Origin of the sequence: Adlercreutzia sp. ZJ304 (assembly GCF_011039075.1) — a bacterium.
In the GTDB taxonomy this organism is placed as follows: Bacteria; Actinomycetota; Coriobacteriia; order Coriobacteriales; family Eggerthellaceae; genus Adlercreutzia_A.
The window spans coordinates 19,723-39,332 of record NZ_JAAKEG010000014.1; the positions used below are offsets into that span (position 1 = coordinate 19,723).

Annotated in this window: 17 protein-coding genes and 1 tRNA gene; 4 read left to right on the plus strand and 14 right to left on the minus strand. The window is 46.1% G+C overall.

Translation table 11 applies throughout. From position 1 onward, the window contains the following. Nucleotides 1-12 precede the first annotated feature (12 nt). From G7Y46_RS07850 to G7Y46_RS07860, 3 genes are read right to left on the minus strand one after another with little or no spacing between them, the layout of a single operon-like run. The gene (locus G7Y46_RS07850) at nt 13-2,058 is read right to left on the minus strand and encodes an ABC transporter ATP-binding protein (protein ID WP_165253825.1); all 2,046 of its coding nucleotides are present in this window, start codon (nt 2,056-2,058) and stop codon (nt 13-15) included. Nucleotides 2,059-2,082: 24 nt separating this feature from the next. After that, nucleotides 2,083-3,126 carry a cytochrome d ubiquinol oxidase subunit II gene (gene cydB, locus G7Y46_RS07855; RefSeq protein ID WP_165062699.1) on the minus strand — a complete coding sequence of 348 codons (1,044 nt, stop codon included), beginning with the start codon at nt 3,124-3,126 and terminating at the stop codon, nt 2,083-2,085. A 2-nt stretch (nt 3,127-3,128) separates the two neighbouring features. Then, nucleotides 3,129-4,631: a cytochrome ubiquinol oxidase subunit I gene (locus G7Y46_RS07860; protein ID WP_165253827.1), complete on the minus strand. Its 1,503-nt coding sequence runs from the start codon at nt 4,629-4,631 to the stop codon at nt 3,129-3,131. Between the two features lie 201 nt (nt 4,632-4,832). Between G7Y46_RS07860 and cydD the strand changes: the two genes are divergently transcribed. Together cydD and cydC are read left to right on the plus strand one after the other, a co-directional pair. Then, entirely contained in the window at nt 4,833-6,389 is a 1,557-nt protein-coding gene (gene cydD, locus G7Y46_RS07865) for a thiol reductant ABC exporter subunit CydD (protein WP_165253829.1), read from the plus strand. Then, nucleotides 6,379-8,196 carry a thiol reductant ABC exporter subunit CydC gene (gene cydC / locus G7Y46_RS07870; protein ID WP_165253831.1) on the plus strand — a complete coding sequence of 606 codons (1,818 nt, stop codon included), beginning with the start codon at nt 6,379-6,381 and terminating at the stop codon, nt 8,194-8,196. Before cydD ends, cydC begins: the two co-directional genes overlap by 11 nt. On the opposite strand, the gene rhaD is transcribed toward cydC, so the two are convergent. The 5 genes from rhaD to G7Y46_RS07895 are packed head-to-tail and all read right to left on the minus strand — an operon-like array spanning nt 8,179 to nt 12,516. After that, a complete protein-coding gene (gene rhaD, locus G7Y46_RS07875) occupies nt 8,179-9,006 on the minus strand; it encodes a rhamnulose-1-phosphate aldolase (RefSeq protein WP_165253833.1) in 828 nt (275 codons plus the stop codon). The two genes, cydC and rhaD, sit on opposite strands and share 18 nt — an antisense overlap. Beyond that, nucleotides 9,000-9,710: a nickel insertion protein gene (larC, locus tag G7Y46_RS07880; RefSeq protein WP_165253835.1), complete on the minus strand. Its 711-nt coding sequence runs from the start codon at nt 9,708-9,710 to the stop codon at nt 9,000-9,002. The genes rhaD and larC overlap by 7 nt, the downstream gene beginning before the upstream one ends. A 2-nt stretch (nt 9,711-9,712) precedes the next feature. Then, the gene (gene larB, locus G7Y46_RS07885; protein WP_206214195.1) at nt 9,713-10,495 is read right to left on the minus strand and encodes a nickel pincer cofactor biosynthesis protein LarB; all 783 of its coding nucleotides are present in this window, start codon (nt 10,493-10,495) and stop codon (nt 9,713-9,715) included. After that, entirely contained in the window at nt 10,476-11,390 is a 915-nt protein-coding gene (larE, locus tag G7Y46_RS07890) for an ATP-dependent sacrificial sulfur transferase LarE (protein WP_165253847.1), read from the minus strand. The genes larB and larE overlap by 20 nt, the downstream gene beginning before the upstream one ends. After that, nucleotides 11,383-12,516 carry an alanine:cation symporter family protein gene (locus G7Y46_RS07895; RefSeq protein WP_165253849.1) on the minus strand — a complete coding sequence of 378 codons (1,134 nt, stop codon included), beginning with the start codon at nt 12,514-12,516 and terminating at the stop codon, nt 11,383-11,385. Before G7Y46_RS07895 ends, larE begins: the two co-directional genes overlap by 8 nt. 147 nt (nt 12,517-12,663) lie before the next feature. Here G7Y46_RS07895 and G7Y46_RS07900 point away from each other — a divergent pair. Then, nucleotides 12,664-12,750: transfer RNA gene (locus G7Y46_RS07900), tRNA-Leu, on the plus strand. 519 nt (nt 12,751-13,269) lie between these two features. Here the strand turns inward: G7Y46_RS07900 and G7Y46_RS07905 are convergent. Then, nucleotides 13,270-13,827, minus strand: coding sequence for a GNAT family N-acetyltransferase (locus tag G7Y46_RS07905; protein WP_165253851.1), 558 nt, complete (start codon nt 13,825-13,827; stop codon nt 13,270-13,272). Nucleotides 13,828-14,040: 213 nt separating this feature from the next. Between G7Y46_RS07905 and G7Y46_RS07910 the strand changes: the two genes are divergently transcribed. Further along, nucleotides 14,041-14,304 carry a hypothetical protein gene (locus G7Y46_RS07910; RefSeq protein ID WP_165253853.1) on the plus strand — a complete coding sequence of 88 codons (264 nt, stop codon included), beginning with the start codon at nt 14,041-14,043 and terminating at the stop codon, nt 14,302-14,304. A 124-nt stretch (nt 14,305-14,428) separates the two neighbouring features. On the opposite strand, the gene G7Y46_RS07915 is transcribed toward G7Y46_RS07910, so the two are convergent. The 5 genes from G7Y46_RS07915 to cysK all read right to left on the minus strand — a co-directional run bounded on the left by G7Y46_RS07915 (nt 14,429) and on the right by cysK (nt 19,508). Continuing rightward, entirely contained in the window at nt 14,429-15,265 is an 837-nt protein-coding gene (locus G7Y46_RS07915) for a Fic family protein (protein WP_165253855.1), read from the minus strand. A gap of 315 nt (nt 15,266-15,580) precedes the next feature. After that, entirely contained in the window at nt 15,581-15,793 is a 213-nt protein-coding gene (locus G7Y46_RS07920; protein WP_165253857.1) for a DUF3791 domain-containing protein, read from the minus strand. 420 nt (nt 15,794-16,213) lie between these two features. After that, nucleotides 16,214-17,185 (minus strand): hypothetical protein, encoded by a 972-nt coding sequence (locus G7Y46_RS07925; RefSeq protein WP_165253859.1) that lies wholly within the window; start codon nt 17,183-17,185, stop codon nt 16,214-16,216. 121 nt (nt 17,186-17,306) lie between these two features. After that, entirely contained in the window at nt 17,307-18,560 is a 1,254-nt protein-coding gene (gene rlmD, locus G7Y46_RS07930; RefSeq protein WP_165253861.1) for a 23S rRNA (uracil(1939)-C(5))-methyltransferase RlmD, read from the minus strand. A 12-nt stretch (nt 18,561-18,572) separates the two neighbouring features. Continuing rightward, on the minus strand, nt 18,573-19,508 hold the full coding sequence (gene cysK / locus G7Y46_RS07935) for a cysteine synthase A (RefSeq protein WP_165062687.1): 936 nt from the start codon (nt 19,506-19,508) through the stop codon (nt 18,573-18,575). Nucleotides 19,509-19,610 lie beyond the last annotated feature (102 nt).

Here is a 19,610-nt window from a genome sequence, read left to right on the forward strand (position 1 = left end):
TTCCTTGCCCGCTCATGATGCCAACCCCTGTCCTGCTAATTCAGCCTGACTAAGCTGCGAAAGCGCAATTTCACGATACTCCGCACACGATGCCATTAAATGTTCGTGCGTGCCTAAGCCGACCATGCGTCCGTCATCTAAAACAACAATGCAGTCGGCGCTCATAACTGTGCTAATCCGCTGCGCAACTATTACGCAGGTTGTGTTCTGCTGGTGTTGTTTAAGCGCCCCGCGCAGCGCCGCATCGGTCTTGAAATCTAGCGCGCTGAAGGAATCGTCCAGCAAAAGCGCCCCAGCATCGGCCGCCAAAGCGCGCGCAATGGCAAGTCTTTGCCGCTGACCTCCCGACACATTTGTGCCCCCCTGAGCTATGGACGAATCAACACCATCAGGCATCTCAGACACAAATTTAGTAGCCTGCGCCACATTAAGCGCATCCTCTATATGCGAAGGCAACATATCCTCATTCGCATATGCAACATTTGTCTTTACAGTGCCGCTAAATAGGAATGCCCTTTGCGGCACATATCCAAACATCGCCCGCAAATCGGATTGGCGCATATTTCGCACATCTACGTCATTTACAAGCACGCTACCTTCTGTTGTGTCGTAAAAGCGCTCAATCAATTTCAATATGGTAGATTTACCCGACCCAGTTCCACCAACTATCGCCAGCGTAGAGCCGGGTTTCGCCACAAAGGAAATGTGCTTTAGTGCACATTCGCCATCTGCGGCGTACCTAAACGATACATCCCGAAACTCTATCTTCACGCCATTGCTGCTAGAAACAGACACAGGATTAGCCACATCAACTACACTTGGTTTGGTTTCTAAAACCTCGTTAACGCGCTCGGCTGCCACATCGGCACGCGGCAACATTATCGCTATCATTCCAAGCATTAAAAATCCCATGATTATTACCATAGAATATGTTATGAACGCGATTAAATCGCCTGTTTGCAATTGCCCCGCATTAATAGACAGACCACCAAACCACACTATTACAATGCTGACACCGTTCATAATTAGCATCATTGCGGGCATCATAAAAGACATAGCCCGGTTCGTGAACAATTGCGTGCGCATTAATTTTTCTGAAGCATACGTAAAACGCTGCTGTTCAAAGTCTTGACGGTTAAAAGCGCGCACCACCGGCAATCCTGTAAGGATTTCACGTGCCACAAGGTTTACGCGGTCAATAAGTTTTTGCATCGCTTTGAATTTTGGCATTGTTATACGAAGCAAAACCACAACAAGCGATAAAACAAGCACTACGGCAACAGCAATTATCCAACCCATTTCAAGATTGGTTGCAACCACCATTATTATGCCGCCTATAGCCAGTATTGGCGCATATAGCACCATGCGCAACAGCATGAAAGATACATTTTGGATTAGCTGTATGTCGTTCGTTCCGCGCGTTATAAGCGAGGCTGCTGAAAATTGCGATATTTCAGCATCTGAAAAATTTACCACCTTCGCAAATAGGCGTTTGCGCAAATCGCGCCCTATTTTGCCACCGGTGCGAGCGCTGATCAGCCCAATAATCACTGAAAATACAACACCCAATGCCACAATTCCCAGCATAATGGCACCTGTTTTTACAAGATAACCCATCTGCATGGCTGGTAAATCGTAGCCCAAATTTGAGTATTCCTTCAAAGCAGCCGAAATGCCAGCCTGTGCCGCCATAGAATCGTCTGCGCCGCTAGTAAGCCCATAAATTTTCGCAAGCGGCTTCGCTATTATGGAATCAAGTTGCGCCAAATTGGCGCGCCCGGTCTGCGTTAGCTCATATCTACCGCTGTCATTTTGCTCGTATGCCTCTTGGAATACAGCTAAAGAGTCGCCCGATAAATCGTCCGATATGGCATCGTATGTTTGCGCAGACATCTCTTCTGTAGCCACATGTTCTACACCCGATTGCTGGATTCCTACATCGACAATATTTGACGTAAGGTTAGGTATGGCTAGTTCGCAAAAAGCCTGCGCAATAAGAAGCAGCAGCACTAGAAGTACTGCTGCCTTATGTTCTAACAAATAGCGAAAAACTCGCAAGCTAACTCCTTAACGAGCGCTCATTTAGTGTGCAGCTACATCTTCCTCTTTCACTCTTCCGCGGAATGTGCGGTAAATAATAACGTGATAAACCAACACAAACGGAAGCCCTATGCACAAAATAACAGTCATGCAGAACAGAGAAAGATCGCTAGCGCCAGCCGACATCAACGTTATGGCAGGTCCAACGCTTTCCGGACTTGCAGCCACCAGTACAGGAAACATACTGCACGCCACAAGGAATACCGAAGCTACAGCTGCAATGCTTTGGTATATGAACACCCAAAGACTAGAGCCCTCTTTGCGGTTAATGCCCATTACCAGCGACATTATCATACACACCACAAACAGCAGCACTAGCAACCAGCGCACTATACCAAATTCTGCCACCATGCCATTCGTGCCGCCCATTGCGACAAATATCATTATGGTAAGCAGGGCAAATAAAGCGAATGCAATTATCTGAAACGGCATACGTAGGCGCGCTACCTTCTGCTCTAGTGCAGAGCCAAGCGGCGCTTTCAAAGCCAGCCAGCACGCACCTGCTGCTATGAACATAGCAAGCCCGAACAAGCCGCACAGAAGCGTAAACGGTGTTATAAGACCAAGCAGCGGAACACCTGTATAGTTGCCAGCTACATCCATCGGAATACCCTGTACAACATTGCCGACAGCCACGCCAAACAGCAGCGCCGGAAGAAGCGAACCTAGGAAAAAGCACGCATTCCATACCGGACGCCATTTAGTGTCAGCCGCCCAAAATTCAAACGAAACCGCTCGAACAATAAGCGCAAACAGTACAAGCATTATTGCCAGATAAAAACCGCTAAATGTTGTGGCATAGGCATCGGGGAAAGCGGCGAATAGCGCGCCTCCTGCGGTTAATAGCCATACTTCATTGCCGTCCCACACAGGACCAAGCGCCCGCCGTACAATAGCTTGATCGCGCTCGTCTTTTGCAACAAACGGATACAGCACACCCGCACCCAAGTCGAAACCATCTAATACAAAGTAGCCAGCGATAAGCAAAAACACCAAAAAATACCAGAGGATCGCAAGTGTACTCATGGCTATTCGCCTCCTCTCTCAGCCGTAGTTTCCGCAGGCACTGCTACCTTTAGTTCATCGGCTGAACCAGCATTCGCAATGTTATTAGCCTCGCCCGCTTCAGCAGAGCCCGCTTCAGCAGAAGCAGAATCATACACTGGACCTGCCTTTATAAATTTCCCCACAACGCGTACCCAACCAACAAATAGCATTAGGTACACCAAGAAGAACAGCACAAGCGTTATAACAAGCTCGAAAGGCTGTACAGAAACACTAGTTCCCGCCTGAGTAAGCATGTATACGCCATCGGGACCAGACATGCTGGGATACACCACATAAGGTTGACGACCTACTTCAGCAGTAAGCCAACCCGACTGTATAGCCAAGAAAGGAAATATTGGCGATATTATAAGCAGCCATTGCAGCCACTTCATATTCGTAACATTGCGATTGGCAGCTTTGCGGTTAAAGATAAGCGCCAGCAAAACGCAGACAAAAATAAGCCCGAAACAGGCTACCATTAGGTGATAAACCTGATAAACAAAGTTAACAGGCATCGTGTCAACATCTACGTCGGCAAACTGGTCAGTTTTTGCTAAATCGTTCAAACCCGGATATTCGGTATCCCACGTGCCGGTAGCCAAGAAACTGGTACCGCCCGGTATAGCAAGCGTGTTTGCCTGCTGCGCCTCTTCATCAACTATGCCAACTACCGACAGTTCAGGCACTTCTGTTTCATACATGCCTTCCATCATAGCCAGCTTCGTAGGTTGCTCTTCCCACACCACAACAGCTGAAGCATGCGCTGAACCAAGAAGCGCAACCACGGCAATTATGCCCACAATGCTAGATGTGCGAAGAATCTTGCGCGCAGCGCTTTCGTGCTGCTTTTTATGCATGTACCAAGCTGAAACAGCTATAGCAACAAATGCTCCCATAACCAGAACTGCAAGCACCGTATGCCCATAGCGAACCAACGTAGACGGGTTGAATGCTGCCGCGAAGAAATCGGTTATAACCGCCTGCGTTCCGTCGGCGGAAATTTCAGCACCCGCAGGAGTTTGCATCCATGAATTCGCAATAAGAATCCACAGAGCCGACAGCGCCGAACCTGCAAATGTAAGCCAAGCCGATACTGCATACAAAATGGGCTTTATCTTGTTGCGCCCAAATATAAGAATTCCCAGAAAGATTGATTCTAGGAAAAATGCAAACAGCGCCTCGGCTGCCAAAGGAGCACCAAATATATCACCCACAAAGCGTGAGTAATTCGCCCAGTTCGTACCGAACGAGAACTCCATTGTTATACCAGTAGCAACACCTATGGCGAATGTAGCAGTAAAAATTCGCACCCACATTCTAGCTATCGCATCATCTTCTGGCTTGCGCGAGCGATATGCCCGCGTTACAAAAATAGCCATTAATAGCCCTATACCGATAGTTATCGGCACGAAGATGAAGTGGTAGCTGGCTGTCAGCGCGAATTGTATACGCGACATCAGCACCTGATCAGCGAATAGATCCATTTCTACCCCCTCTTCTTGTCGCATTTGATAGCCGCAAATTTATATTTATGCGGTACCTCTGCCAATAGTGATTGGCGCACACGTAGATACTAATGTGAGTACCTATTTGCTAAATTGCGCCTGCTGCTTTGCAAGAAAATCGAATTCATGCTGTAAAGTAAGCATGATGCAAAGCATTAATTCAACATACCGGATATTGCCATGCTAGACAAGCAATTATTGCAATTACATGGCGCGCGTCGCATTATTGCGGCAGCAATAGCATTTGCTGTTATTTTGGGCACTCTTTGCGCCGCTCAGGCATTCGGGCTTGCGCGCGCTATTGTGGGAATTTGGGAAGGCAATTCACTTCAAGCGCAAATGGTGTGGATACTGCTGTTTTGCGCGTGCTTCATAGCGCGGCGTATAGTTCTTAATTTTGAAGATGCCATGCTTGAAAAATACGCGCACAAAGAGGCAAGCGCGCTACGCGCAAAAATGCTAGATACTCTATGGGAAAAAGGTCCTACACTAACGCGCGAATACGGAAGCGCAGCACTAGCCGCTAATGCTATAGACGGTATAGATGCCGTAGAAGAATACATACATACTATGATTCCCAAAACGGTAAATGTTTTCTTCATTGCACTAATTTTACTAATAGCAATGTTTGCACTAGATTGGGTTAGCGGACTTATCGCGCTTGTATGCTACCCGTTCATAATTTTGTTTATGAGATTAATCGGACAAAGCGCCGGCAGCGAGGCTGCAAAACGCTATGCAGAATTTGAAACGCTATCAAGCGGTTTTATGGATGTAACGTCAGGCGTAGAAACACTGAAATCGTTTGGAATGGGAAAACGATTTGCCGACAAAATATTTGCCATGTCGGAACGCTTCCGAGAGCTAACCATGAAAACGCTACGCATAGCCATGTTGTCTACAACCGTGTTAGACCTGTTCGCCACATTATGTTTAGCGGCGGTAGCCATAATGCTTGGCTTTCGCTTGGTGGACGGCAGCGTTCAGTTTTTCCCAGCACTTTGCGTACTAATGATGGTGCCTGAGTATTTCAAACCCGTGCGTGAATATGGCGAAGATTACCACGCCACACTTAACGGAAAATCGGCGCTGAACGCTATTGTAGAAATTACTGAGGGCAAACCAAAGGTGCCTCATACAGAAAACCCGTTTATGGCGGAGTTGTATTTGGAAAACATAAAGCCCGGGCAAACCGTGAAAATTGGTATTGTTGGACCTAGCGGCTCTGGAAAAACTACACTACTAAATCAAATTGCCAAACTTTCTGGCAAGCGAGACAACAGCTGGACTTCTCGCATAGCCTACATTCCGCAAGACCCGTATATTTTCCACGCCAGCCTTTTTGAAAATGTAGCGTTTTATGCGCCTCACTCTACCGACAGCGAGGTTTTAGACGCACTTGCTGCTGTAGGACTAGATAAATTCACCAGAAGCTTAGCCGATGGCATAGAAACGCGCATTGGAGATGGTGGACGCAACTTATCGGGCGGGCAAGCTCAGCGCGTAGCTGTAGCGCGAGCGCTGCTCGATCAGAAGCGCGATATATGGCTGCTAGACGAGCCTACTGCGCACCTTGACGCGCAAACAGAAGCTAATCTTATCGAATGCGTGCTGCCTTTAATGCAAGGCAAAACCGTAATTATAGCAATCCATGGCGATGCGTGGCTTGGTCATATGGACCGCATAATTACTCTGGAAGGCAGCTGTGATCGAAATGAGTCGCAATATGCCAAATAAGCCTACATTGCGCAATGACGAATGGGTGCAGCCGTATTTGCGAAAGTACGGTAAAGCGCTAGCGCTTGCTATTTTTTTAAGCGTTGCCACTTCAGTTTTCGCGTGTGCGCTTATGTTTACGTCGGGCTACATGATATCGCTTGCAGCGGCGGTGCCATTAACTGTGTTAGCGCTGCACGTGCCTTCGCTGTTTGTTCGAATATTTGGCATAGGAAAACCGCTTTTACGCTATGGAGAGAAGCTGGTTAGCCACGACTGGGTATTACGCATGACAAGCGAAATGCGCCGCAAACTTTTCGTGGTACTTGAGCAGCGCGCAAATAACCTTGATGGTCGCAGTAAAAACACAACTTTGGGCAGCGTGCTAGCGCTTCTAAACGACGACATAGGCAATGTGCAAAACCTAATAATGCGCAGCATGCTTCCCCTTTTATCCACATGGGTATTCGCGCTTGTAATTACAGGTATGTGCGGTGTTTTGTCGTGGCACCTAGCCGCAATAATGCTTGCGGTGCTATTGTTGCTTAGTGTTGTTGTGCCGCTATATTCCGCAGCTGCAAATTCCGCACGCACAGCAGCAATAAAAGCCGCGCAGAAGAATATTTACGACAACCTTACAGACGATGTACTAGGAATAAGCGACTGGATACTTTCAGGCAGACAAAACGATTACCTGCATCGCATAGACGCATCTTTAGAGAAGCGCGCTCGCGCAAAACATGCTATTGCTAAATTTGAACGCAACATAGCACTTGCATCACAAATAATTTACTGCATATGCATAGTGGCGGTTTTGCTGTGGGCTTATGCCGTTTTCTGCAACCCGCAAGAACTGCAAGGCATATTGGGTGCAATAGCTGCCTCGGGTTCTGAAAATGCGCCAGCATATGCTCCTAATTGGATAGCAGCTTTTATTTTGTGCCTGTTTCCGCTGATGGAAGCATTTGCGCCCCTACCAAGTGCGGCAATGGAATACACCGAACAAATTGATGCTCTAAGCCGACTTAACAGCTTTAACCCCGAAAGCGCCTCAAAAGATGACGCAGCGAAACCCACACGCAAAGCAGCACGTACAGCAGCGCCCGCGGCAACACCCGCGGCAACACCCGCGCGTGAAGACACAGCCTACTGCCAAATATCTTCCACACCAGACATACGCCTAAGCAACGTAAGTTTTGCGTATCCAAATTGCGAAGAGATTATCCACAACGTAAATCTTAGTATCCCATTCGGCGAAAAACTTGCCATAACGGGACGCAGCGGCGCAGGCAAAACTACGCTCGCAAAGCTAATTCTTGGCGCTTTGCAGCCAACATGCGGCGAAGTTACGATAGGCGGCATAAACCCCGCTACCCACCAAGACGATATATGGCACACCATAGGCATCCTTCACCAGCATCCAAAATTGTTCAATATGACGCTGCGTGAAAACTTGGCAATAGGCAACCCTAATGCTAGCAATGCGCAAATGCTACAAGTGCTTGAAAATGTTGGACTGCGCGCGCGGTTTGATAAGCTGCCTCATGGTCTAGACTCTATTGTTCAAGAAAGCGCCTTCAATTTTTCAGGCGGCGAAGCTCATCGCATAGCGCTAGCACGCATCCTACTAGCTAATCAGTCTATCGTAGTACTAGATGAACCATTCGCATCGCTAGATGCACAAACTGAACAGCAAGTTCTAGACACCGTAATGCGCACTCTAGCCGGCAAAACGCTTATTGCGATAACTCATAGTGAAACCAGCTTAGCCGCATTCGACCAAACTATAAATCTAAGCGAGTTAAACAACTTAGGCGAAATCAGCTAACTCTAAGTTATAAGCATCAGCCAAAGAATGTAAGTTTGCATCGGTTATAGTCTGGCGAAATTGTCCACCACAACCAACCATGCTTAGCACTTTCACCAAAATGCTTGCCGCCTTTTCTATGGTGTGCATTAACCCAAAAGCTTCATCAAAAGTGTTCCCCGCACAAAATAGTCCGTGATGCGCCCACACCACAGCATTTACGCGCTTCATTAGCTCTGCCGAGTTTTCAGCCAACTGCATACTGCCGGGTACTCCCCAGCTAAGCACGCCAACGCCTTCCGGAAACACCATGGCGCATTCACTTATCATTTGCCATAACTTATGCGTGAAAGCCTCTGACGTAAGTGGAAGTACAAAAGTTAGCGCCACTATATTAGCTGGATGCGCATGATGAATAACGCGATTAGCACCACATGTAGCCAGCTTTTTCACCTCGTGGTTCATGATGTGGGTTGGAAGTTCGCTTGTCGGGTGCCCGCCTCCCGCAAAGCCCCAACATTGCCTGTAGCTAGCACCGCTTCCGTCAATCTGAATAATGCCCGCACATCGCGAAATATCATCGGCAATATTGCGAAAGTAGCTGCCCGCAGCCGTTATCAAAAAGAACTCGCCTGCCACATTAGGAGCAGTTATACCAAGCGGCTTCCATTCGCCATATTCAATTTGCCCCAAAATGCTATCTATTTCGTCTTCGGGAATGCGATACGAAAGATTACCACCGTTGCGCTCGTGCCATCCTTGGTTCCACGAATCGGTTGCCATGCGCACAAAAGCGCGCATGAAGGGTGTCTGTTCTACACACCCTACCATGAACCCACCTGCGCCACCAATTCGCAACCAGCAGGCTCGCCACTAACAAACTGTTCGGCGAAATAACGCACCAAAGCAGCACCTGTAGGTGTTGTTAATTCACCTTCTACATCGCCTACAAATGTAGGAATGCCCTCCAAAATATCCGCTGTTGCCGGTGCGGGTATAGACAGGCGACCATGGCTGCAATCCACGAATCCAAACCCTGTACACACAGGACCTGCCACCACATTGTCAGCAGCTAGCTCGACCATTGATGCCGCCGCCGCGCATACCCAAGCAATAGCTTCATCAGAGCCCACTTCGTGAAGATGCACGTCTTCTGTAGACGCTCCATGCACACGCGCCTCAGCCTCCGCCAAAATATCGTAAACACCTAAAGCTGCCGCTATAGCTGCCTGAGATAGCGGCTTAGCCTCTATTTTTGCACGAACTTCGGTCATGCTGTGATGATGGTGCGCACTGGCATTGGCATCATTGGCATTGCCGCCCCCGCCTGCATTGCCGCCTGCACCCGCATTGCCGCCCCCGCCTGCATTGCCGCCTCCGCCCGCATTCACCGCTTCCCCCGCACTAACCACATCGGCAACACCCGAAGCCTGCGCTATCGCATTGCATTTTTCGCGAGGAAGCAAAGCACCTACACACATGGCAAACGTGTCTTTTTGCACACCCTGCGAACAATCTAAATAAAGAGTTGTCATTTTCATACCTCCATATTTTGCGCCTGAGTATTGCGCACTTCCATATGATTAATCATGCTTGCCATATAGCCCGCGCCAAAACCGTTGTCGATATTGACCACCGCCACGCCGCTTGCGCACGAATTTAGCATCGACAGCAATGCCGCCATGCCATCAAAAGCCGCACCGTAGCCCACACTTGTAGGCACAGCTATAACCGGGCTGTCAGCCAGTCCGCCCACAACGCTTGCAAGCGCGCCCTCCATACCCGCCACAGCTATTATTACCGCCGCGTCTGTTATGGCATCCATATTCGCCAGCATTCTATGCAAACCTGCAACACCCATATCGTAGGCACGCTGCACCTTGTTACCAAGAAACTCTGCCGTAAGCGCAGCTTCTTCAGCAACCGGAATATCGCTTGTGCCACCTGTTGCAACAAGTACCGTGCCTATTCCGCTGGGTTTGGGAATTGAGCCCACGCGCCCAACGCTTGACACTTCGTCGTAATTCAGAGGCACCGCCGCACAAACCGCATCGGCTTTTTGCGCGTCCATTCGCGTTATAAGAATGCGATCTTGCCCGCTATTCTGCAGCGCCTGCACAATTTCAATTATTTGTTGAGGCGTTTTGCCTGCACCATATATAACCTCCGAGGTGCCTTGCTGTATAGGTCTATGCAGGTCAACTTTCGCAAATCCTAAATCTTCATATGGCTTCACTTTTAGCCTATGAAGCGCATCGTCTACAGACAAAGTACCAGCCTGAACCGCTTGCAAAATCTGCTTAGTTTCGTTCATTAGCATCCTCTAAAATTTCATCGGCGCTGCCGGTTCTATAACCCAATAAATCAATAGCCGTATAGTTAAATCCCAGTTCGCGAAAAGCGTCGTATATGCGCTTCGCAAGCCCATTTTGCGCTTGCGAAGAATTGCAAAACAATTTAGGCATTTCGCTAGGCAATAATTCTACTCGCGCAACATTATCATGAACGCGAACGCGAACCTGAGTAAACCCGGCATCCCGCAATATTTTTTCCGCCTGATCAACTGCACGTAAACCCCGCAACGTAATGCGCTGCCCATAAGGAAAGCGCGTAGCCAAACACGCAAGCGAGGGCTTATTCCACTGAGGCAGCCCCAATGCACGCGATATGGCGCGCACATCTGCCTTCGCCATGCCCACATCCGCCAAAGGACTAGCCACATCAAGCTCGCGCAGCGCCTTAGAGCCCGGTCTATACGCACGCGCATCGCTAGCGTTCGACCCCTCGACCAGCTGCATGCCCGCCCCGTGCGCTTCCTGCTTCAATTGTTGCATAAGAGCCAACTTGCACTTATAGCACCTATCCGGACCGTTTTCCGCAACGCCACGTGCACCCAAGCTGTCAACATGAACTATTTGTTGCCTTATGCCGTATTGACTGCAAAAATTAGCAGCATCACGCGCCTCTTGTTCAGAAAAGAATGCTGAATGTGCCGTTAGCGCCATAGCATTTTCGCCAAGCGCATCGTGGGCGGCAAACAGCAAAAGTGCAGAATCAACTCCGCCCGAAAAAGCCACAGCCACACGATTAATTGCGCGAAGCTGCGAAAGCAGTTGCTGATACAGTGCGAAATACCGGTGCGCGTCTTCACCTTCGCAAGATAAATTGCGTTTCAAGTATTCCAAACCAAGCGTTTCATACGTGCCCTTATCCATGTCTGCGCTCCAAAGCATCGCGTATGCTACGTACAATCATAAATACTAGAAGCACGGCACCCACGTAACCGTTTAATCCATAAACAACGTTTACCAGCGTGCTATACGGGAAAAACAGCCCGATACACACACCTGCAATGCCACCAACCACAGCAAGCACACGAAAGCGCACAGTGCCTTCTTTCGCAAGCCGCGACACCGAATTATAAAGAAGCGGTATAGACGTACCACAGCCGCCAATAAACACCACGATAGCATAGATAACAGGCAGTCCAGCCCATATTCTGTCAGCCAATATCAAGTTCGGAATAGGGGCATTCCACACAAACAGACCTTCACTACCTGTATTGATGTTCGCAATCTGCGCCAGCGATACAATAATTATTGCTACAGATATTGCCACCGCAGCAATAACTATGCCCACTTTCATATTCGCGCGGGTATTCTGCGCGCCCAGCAAAGTAGTGAAACTTGCGAACCACAGAAGCACAAATCCGGCGTAAGAGAGCCCCGCCATAAACCAGTTACCGCCCGCCTGCACCATGCCTTCGCCCGATGTGTCTCCATTTAGAGAACCGGTGTTAATAGCATCCAAGCCACCGGCAAGTTGCTGCCAATCGATAACAAGCACTATTACACCTACGGTTATGAAAAACACTATATTCGCAGGACCAATAATGCCTATTACGTCAACCAGCCGCCGCAGCCCTAAACACACCACACTTATAACCACACAGGCAAGCAGGGCGCCACCTACCCATGTAGGCAGACCGAAGCCCTGACTAAGCGTAGATGAAACGCCACCCGCCATAACAAAAAACGACATATAGCAAAATGCTGTAGCGTAATAGTCGAAAAATGTACCTAAATATCTGCCGCAGTAATAACGATACACATCGGTACCGCGCTCAAAGTGTTGCTCGGCGCCCACTTTCGCAAAGCAAATATTATAGAAAATGAAAACCACAGCAAATACCGCAACAGCGCCTAATACCCATATTCCATACGATGTGTAGTATTGAATTAGCTCTTGCCCCGTGGCGAAACCCGTACCGATAACCATAGCTATTATTGCACCCGCCAGCACCAAAGCCTTTTTCAAACTAAATGTTTCGCCTAGTCCCATATTCCTCCGCATCTTTAATAGATAACTGTGAAGTCTAACCCATATAACCACGTACAGGAAAGCAAAGAAGTATCGAAAAATTCCCTTGCCGGCAGCGTATAGGTGGGTTATTATTAACAGCGCTCTGTTTCCGAGCATTATCTTTGTGCGGGTGTGGCGGAATTGGCAGACGCGTACGGTTCAGGTCCGTATGGGGGCAACCCCATGAAGGTTCAAGTCCTTTCACCCGCACCATAAGAAACCGCAGGTCAGCATGCATAAAGCAGCTGACCTGTTCTGTTGTTTGAACAAGGTGGAGCAAATCCGAGAGCTGGAACCTCACCTCAAATCCGGAGCAAATTCAACCGCGATCATGACTATGGCAACATCACCTTAGCTGGAACCCCACCTCAAATCCGGAGCAAATTCAACCGAATTGTGGTCAAAACTTCCAGCTTTCCACAGCCAAGTTGTCTGATAAGCAACTTGAATTATGGAGAACACTGGGCAAACAGAAATTATTGTTGCATTAACGGGCGTAAATTGCCGTTTCGACCGTGGAAAGTCGGAAGTTTTGACCATTTTATTGGTAAAAAACTCCTAATGACATATCTACGCTAACACTTAAACACTGTTGCGCTTTCTGCATGGTCTAAGCGGACAGGATGAATGTCTTTGCCAATTTTGCAATCAAGGGAACAAATCCACGACATTTTTGTTCTTACTCCGTTCTTGGCAACATATCCACAACTGAAATTTTCAATCCTATTGCTTTTACACCGTTTGGCTAAACGGAATAAAAGCAATGGGATTATCTAACCTCTCACTTATAACTTTGTCCATCCAAACAATGCTATACCATTTTCTAAATTTGTATCCGACCAGATTATGTCTCCCCACAATTTCAAATCCCATTTTCTTATGAAATTTTTCACTGGCATCTGTAAGATGTTCATCTTTTCCATCAGGACTTGCAATACATGCGTGAACTGTGCATATATTCTGCTTAATCAACAATTCTTCGAGTTTCAAATATAAACTACTACCTATGCCTTGACCTCTGCAATCTTGTTTTACATATACAGATAATTCTACAGAATGTTTATATGCTTCTCTTGAATGGAAAGAACTTGCATATGCATATCCAACAATTGTGTCATTTTCGACAGCAACAAGATAAGGATACTCTATCAGTGTATTTCTTATTCTATTTTGAAATTCATCTATGCTCGGAACTTCATATTCAAAAGATACCGCAGTATTTAGAACATATGGCATATATATTTCTCTAATGGTTTCTGCATCCTCAATAGTAGCTATTCTTATCTCCATTACTCTTCTCACTCAGCTTTTCTTGGTACTTATGTGAACCTCACTAATTTATACCAACGTAACTTTGTCCCACTATAAACTTCAATTATTTCTTACTCCACAGATGGAGCGATATTCTCATTTATCAGCTTTTGACATCAACACCACGCACTCCACATGATCGGTGTGGGGGAACATGTCAACAGGTTGGATGCTTTCTATAGCATAGCCACCTTGCAGAAGATTTTCCGCATCGCGCACTTGGGTTTTAGGGTTGAAGAACTTGAGCTTTCAAGTTTCACCGTTTCGTTTGTGATAGCTGGCGCTGCGCTATTGGAATTGTTGCTTTCTGCGCCTGCGGTTTCGACATTAGCGCTTAACTGGGTTGTGTGCCGATTGCGAAATGACCGCGTTCTCTGCTTCTGCCTCAAACGCAATTGCGCTGGGAAATTTGTTGCTAGAAAATGGTCAAAAATTCCGGCTTTCCACGGTTTTTAGACGCTTTATTTGCTTGAAATGTGGAGGATACTGGGCAAACGTACTCTTGCGCGACTATTTCAACATCTTCGACCGTGGAAAGTCGAACTTTTTGACCATTTTTGCGTAAAAATCTTTCCGCCCTTTAGTTTTCAGACGTTTTGAGCTTATCGCTAATATGTAGTGCGCGGTTATGCAGCGGATGATTTTCGTCCATCAACAGATTACGCAGGAATATCTCGAGATATTCTGTCGTTTCGTGAATTCCATTTTTCAAATCGTTATAGTTAGCTCTAACTAACGCATTACGAAAATACCATGCATTTTCGGCAAAAATATCATTCGTTACATCAAAACCCAGCGTGCGAAGGTATTTAATGAAGAACACAGCTGTTGTTCTAGTATTACCCTCACCAAACACATGAATCTGCCACAAACGAGAGATAAAAACTGCTAAATGATGAATAATTTCATCCATCGAAAGATTACGATATGAAAAATTCTTTTCTTTAGAAAAATCATAGTCTAATGTGGCGCGCAATTCCGTTGCGCTGCCGTATATTACCGTATTCCCATCAAGCACCCATTCTTGTTTTGTAATGTTGTAATCCCTGATACATCCAGCACAAGGATAAATACCAGCAAACAGTTTTCGATGAATAGAAAGATACTCATTCGGAGTAAAACTAAATGCCTGTTCTGATAGAAGTGCAGCAATTCTTGCTGAAACTTTGTCGGCCTCTTCCGTACGATCGTCCGCATTGCCGACGGGCTTTTCGTCGTAATAGGCTTGCAAAAGTGCGTTTGCTTCTTCGAAAGAAATTTCACCTTCAATATTGCGAATAGCGGTATGCATCAGATATTCCGACGTTTTAAGCCTATCAACCGCTTGCAAACCAATGGCTGTATGCCACGCATACCCTTTGTAACGCTTAGTGGGCTCAGATTCTTTTGTGTATTCACTAAATAGATCCTTTTCCACTTCTAGTTACCTCACTGTTTTCGTTAGGGCTTTATCGAGGTCTTTCAGAATTGTATCAAGAAGCCTAGCCGCACGCATCAAGTTTATCAATCGTGCGAAAAACCAACCAAACGTGTCTGTGTTAGCGTTTGAATTTTGTTATATGCTATTTTAGCTATTCAAGTGCATCTATCGCAAAAAGCTGACGATATCAAACCATATAGCATCGCAGAAAGCTGACAATGAACAGATCAGAGCATTAAGCTAAAACCTTATAAGGAACATAAAGAGATAGGTCTATTTTGCCTATTTCAACATTTGAACCATGATATAAAATCATATAGCAATTTTCTTGCGCGCACATAAAGCATCGAGAGCATCGAGTGTTGAAGAAATTGAAAGCGTATGTTCAATTTCATAATTCTCTTCCAGAGCCTTAATGCCCCCATATGAAGAAAGCATTAAATAAGCATCTTTGGGAGAAATATTTTTCTCAATAGCATATTCATTAACTATCATGACCATGTAGTCAATTTCTTTCTCATACATATTCCAATATCACACCTCTCTATTCTCTCAATTCGATTTGCGCCATTACACCGCAGGAAGAATGTATAGATATCGCTTAGAGAGCAAGGGCACGTTAGGAAATTTTTGGCGTGAAAGTGGTCAAAACTTCCAGCTTTCCACAGCCAAGTTGTCTGATAAGCAACTTGAATTATGGAGAACACTGGGCAAACAGAAATTATTGTTGCATTAACGGGCATAAATTGCCGTTTCGACCGTGGAAAGTCGGAAGTTTTGACCATTTTATTGGTAAAAAACTCCTAATGGTATATCTACGCTAATGCTTAAACACTGTTGCGCTTTCTGCATGGTCTAAGCAGACAGGCTGAATGTCTTTGCCACTTCGACCATCCTGAGAACATTTTTACTGCGATTTCGTATATTAAAAACGCTAAATATTATTTAACGAGTAAATGTATCGTTGCCGCAATCTATAATATAACCTCGTTCAATACATTTTTCGATAAGTATTTTGGCGTCCGACGACCCATATCCTAAATCATCTTCAATTTTGCATAACAGCTCATCAAGCGTATACGTTTCTCCGCCTTCATTAAAATAACCTCCCACCGTTAGAAACTCTTTTTTTAAAAAAGCAAATTCTTTTTCTCCCCAAAACATTTCAGCTAAATTCATGTACCTTATTACATCATCACATGTCTCTATAGACAGCGATCCGTTTTTAATAATCTCATCAATAAGTTGTTCGCTTTCTATGAAATACACTTCATGGCAATATTCATAAATGTTCTTAAAAGAACTGAGATAATCTTCTAAACCACTTTTATTACTAGATGATGATTTACTCAAAACAGCTTCTGATGATTTTTGGAAATATCGATCAAGTTCATAGATAAAGAGGTCAAACCTATCAAACTTATTACTTCCTTTAAATTCTTGCATACTCCCCATTGCCTCCATTAAAGAAAAGTTCAAAAGGGTATGATGCATCTCTTTGCATTTTTTTAATTGCAGCAGTGCTTCTTCATTTTCTCCAATAAGTTTTTGGAATAGTTTGCATTTCTCTTCATTGAAATTAAAATCGCATTCACCGCCTACTCTACGTGTTGCGCAACACCATTCAACATTGCAGTTATTGGTTTTTCTCTCCGCAGAGTTGTGTAGCGCATATAATCTATTTGCCCCGTTTGACGCAATCTTTAAATTAGCATAGTTGTACCCATCAAATTTTTCGCCGCATCTACGATTTAATTTTTCGTAGAATGTGTAAAAATGCAGATTTTTAAAATTATAATTTTTTCTGATGCTGAATTTTGAATTTGATTCCAAATAATATTTTTTATAATGTTCCCACGCTTCAATGGAAGAATCTGGTTCAAAGCTACTGGATTCTATTTTTTTGTTTTTAAACATAATTTCTTCTCCATTTTCATAAATCTTATCTACTCAGCAAACGCCATCGAAAGCAGTACGGATATGCTTCCTTCAACAAAAAACTGCCGATAAGATTGAGTGAACGCTTCTGTTAATGCCCCTAATACATTATAAAATCAAGCTTTTCCCTTGACATCAACACCACGCACTCCACGTGGTCGGTGTGGGGAAACATGTCAACAGGTTGGATGCTTTCTATAGCATAGCCACCTTGCAGAAGATTTTCCGCATCGCGCACTTGAGTTTTAGGGTTGCATGAAATGTAGACGATGCGCGACGGCGCCAACGCACAAGCAGCATTTAGAAATTGTGGCGTAGACCCACTTCGTGGCGGATCCATCATAAGCACCGTATTTTCGCTTTTTGCCCCATCTATGCCGCACTGTGCAGCCCTAACAAGAAAATCGGTCGCATCTTCGACGAAAAATTCCGCATTTGTTATGCCGTTGTGCTTAGCGTTTTGACGCGCATCGCGTATGGCAGGCTCTACGCAGTCTAGCCCAAGCACGCGCGCAGCACCACGCGAAGCCGCCACAAGCCCTATAGTTCCGGTTCCGCAATATGCATCTATTACGGTTTGCGTACCGTTCAGCTTCGCAGCATCAATGGCCGCAGTATACAACGCTTCGGTTTGACATACATTTACCTGATAGAAAGACTGCGACGATATGCGAAAAGTAAGCCCACAAAGCCCGTCCAGTATAAAACCCGGTCCGTAAAGCACGCGCTCAGTTTCGCCTAGTATCACATTCGTCTGACGCATATTCACATTCTGCACCACAGTTGTTATTTCAGGAACACGCCGCACTAATTCACGACAAAACGATTTTGAAAATGGAAATTGATCGCTGTTGGTTACAAGTGTTACCAGAACTTCCCCACTAAATTGACCCACCCGCACAACAGCATGGCGAAGAAAACCCTCTCCTGTATCTTCATTGTAAGGCGCAATTTTCCACTTCAACATAAGACTGCGCACAGCCTGTACCACGCGCTTGCCGGTTTCGTTTTCAATAAGACAGCCATCCGTTGGCACAAGCTTATGCGTACCCTGCGCATACATTCCAGTGGCAACCGCAAACGCACCCGGTCTTGCGCCGCGCGCAGGCGCAAACGGCGACACAACTTTGTTGCGATAATGATACGGGGTCTGCATGCCTATTATGGGACGCACGCGCTTTGGGCTAGCCAATCCGGCAAACAATTCCTCAATGTAAGCCTGCTTTTTAGCCAATTGCTCATCATAGGGAATGTCTATCATGGTGCAGGCTCCGCAGCGCGCGCTAACCGCGCATGCAGAAGCGCCCGATGCGGGGTGCTTCTGCGGGTATTTTTGTTTCCTAGATTTGTTCACAAGCGAGGCATTTTACTCCGAGAAGGCAAACATTGCAGTGGTCAAATAGCGCTCTCCAGTATCGGGAAGAATTACCACAATATTCTTACCCGCATTCTGCGGTCGCTTAGCCACACTTGTGGCAGCAGCAACAGCAGCGCCCGAAGATATGCCTACCAAAAGCCCATCATTAGCAGCAAGTTCACGACCAACTTCAAACGCTTCTTCATCTTGAATGGTTATAACTTCGTCGTAAACTTCAGTATCAAGCGTATCGGGAACAAAACCTGCACCAATGCCTTGAATCTTATGCGAGCCAGCGCACCCGCTAGACAACACCGGCGACCCAGCAGGCTCTACAGCAATTACCTGTATATTCGCATTCTGCTCCTTCAAATACGCGCCAGCACCCGACACAGTGCCTCCGGTTCCAACACCCGCCACTAAAATATCCACCTTACCATCTGTGGCATTCCATATTTCAGGACCAGTAGTTTTATAGTGAATAGCCGGATTTGCAAGATTTGTAAACTGCGACGGAATGAACGAATTCGGAATTTCTGCAGCCAGTTCTTCAGCGCGAGCAATGGCACCCTTCATGCCTTTCGTGCCATCAGTTAGCACCAGTTCGGCACCGTATGCACGCATTAAGTTACGACGCTCTACCGACATAGTTTCTGGCATAGTTATTATCAGACGATTTCCACGCACAGCTGCTATTGCAGCAAGCCCAATCCCGGTATTTCCCGAAGTGGGTTCTATTAGCACAGTCTCATCATTTATTTTTCCAGAGGCAACAGCATCTTCTATCATGGCTTTGGCAACCCTGTCCTTCACCGAGCCGGCAGGATTGAAGTATTCCACTTTCCCTATTAGCCTTGCTTTCAGCTGATGATTTTTCTCATAGTTAGTCAACTCTACAAGTGGAGTATTGCCTATAAGCTCTGCTGTATTTTTATAAATAGCCATCATTTCCTCCCGAGTCAGTAGCGCAACGATGCCTTTAGTTAATAGTTTGCATCCTATCCATCAAAGAGGAAATAATCTAGAAACTGAGTTATAGCGATTTTC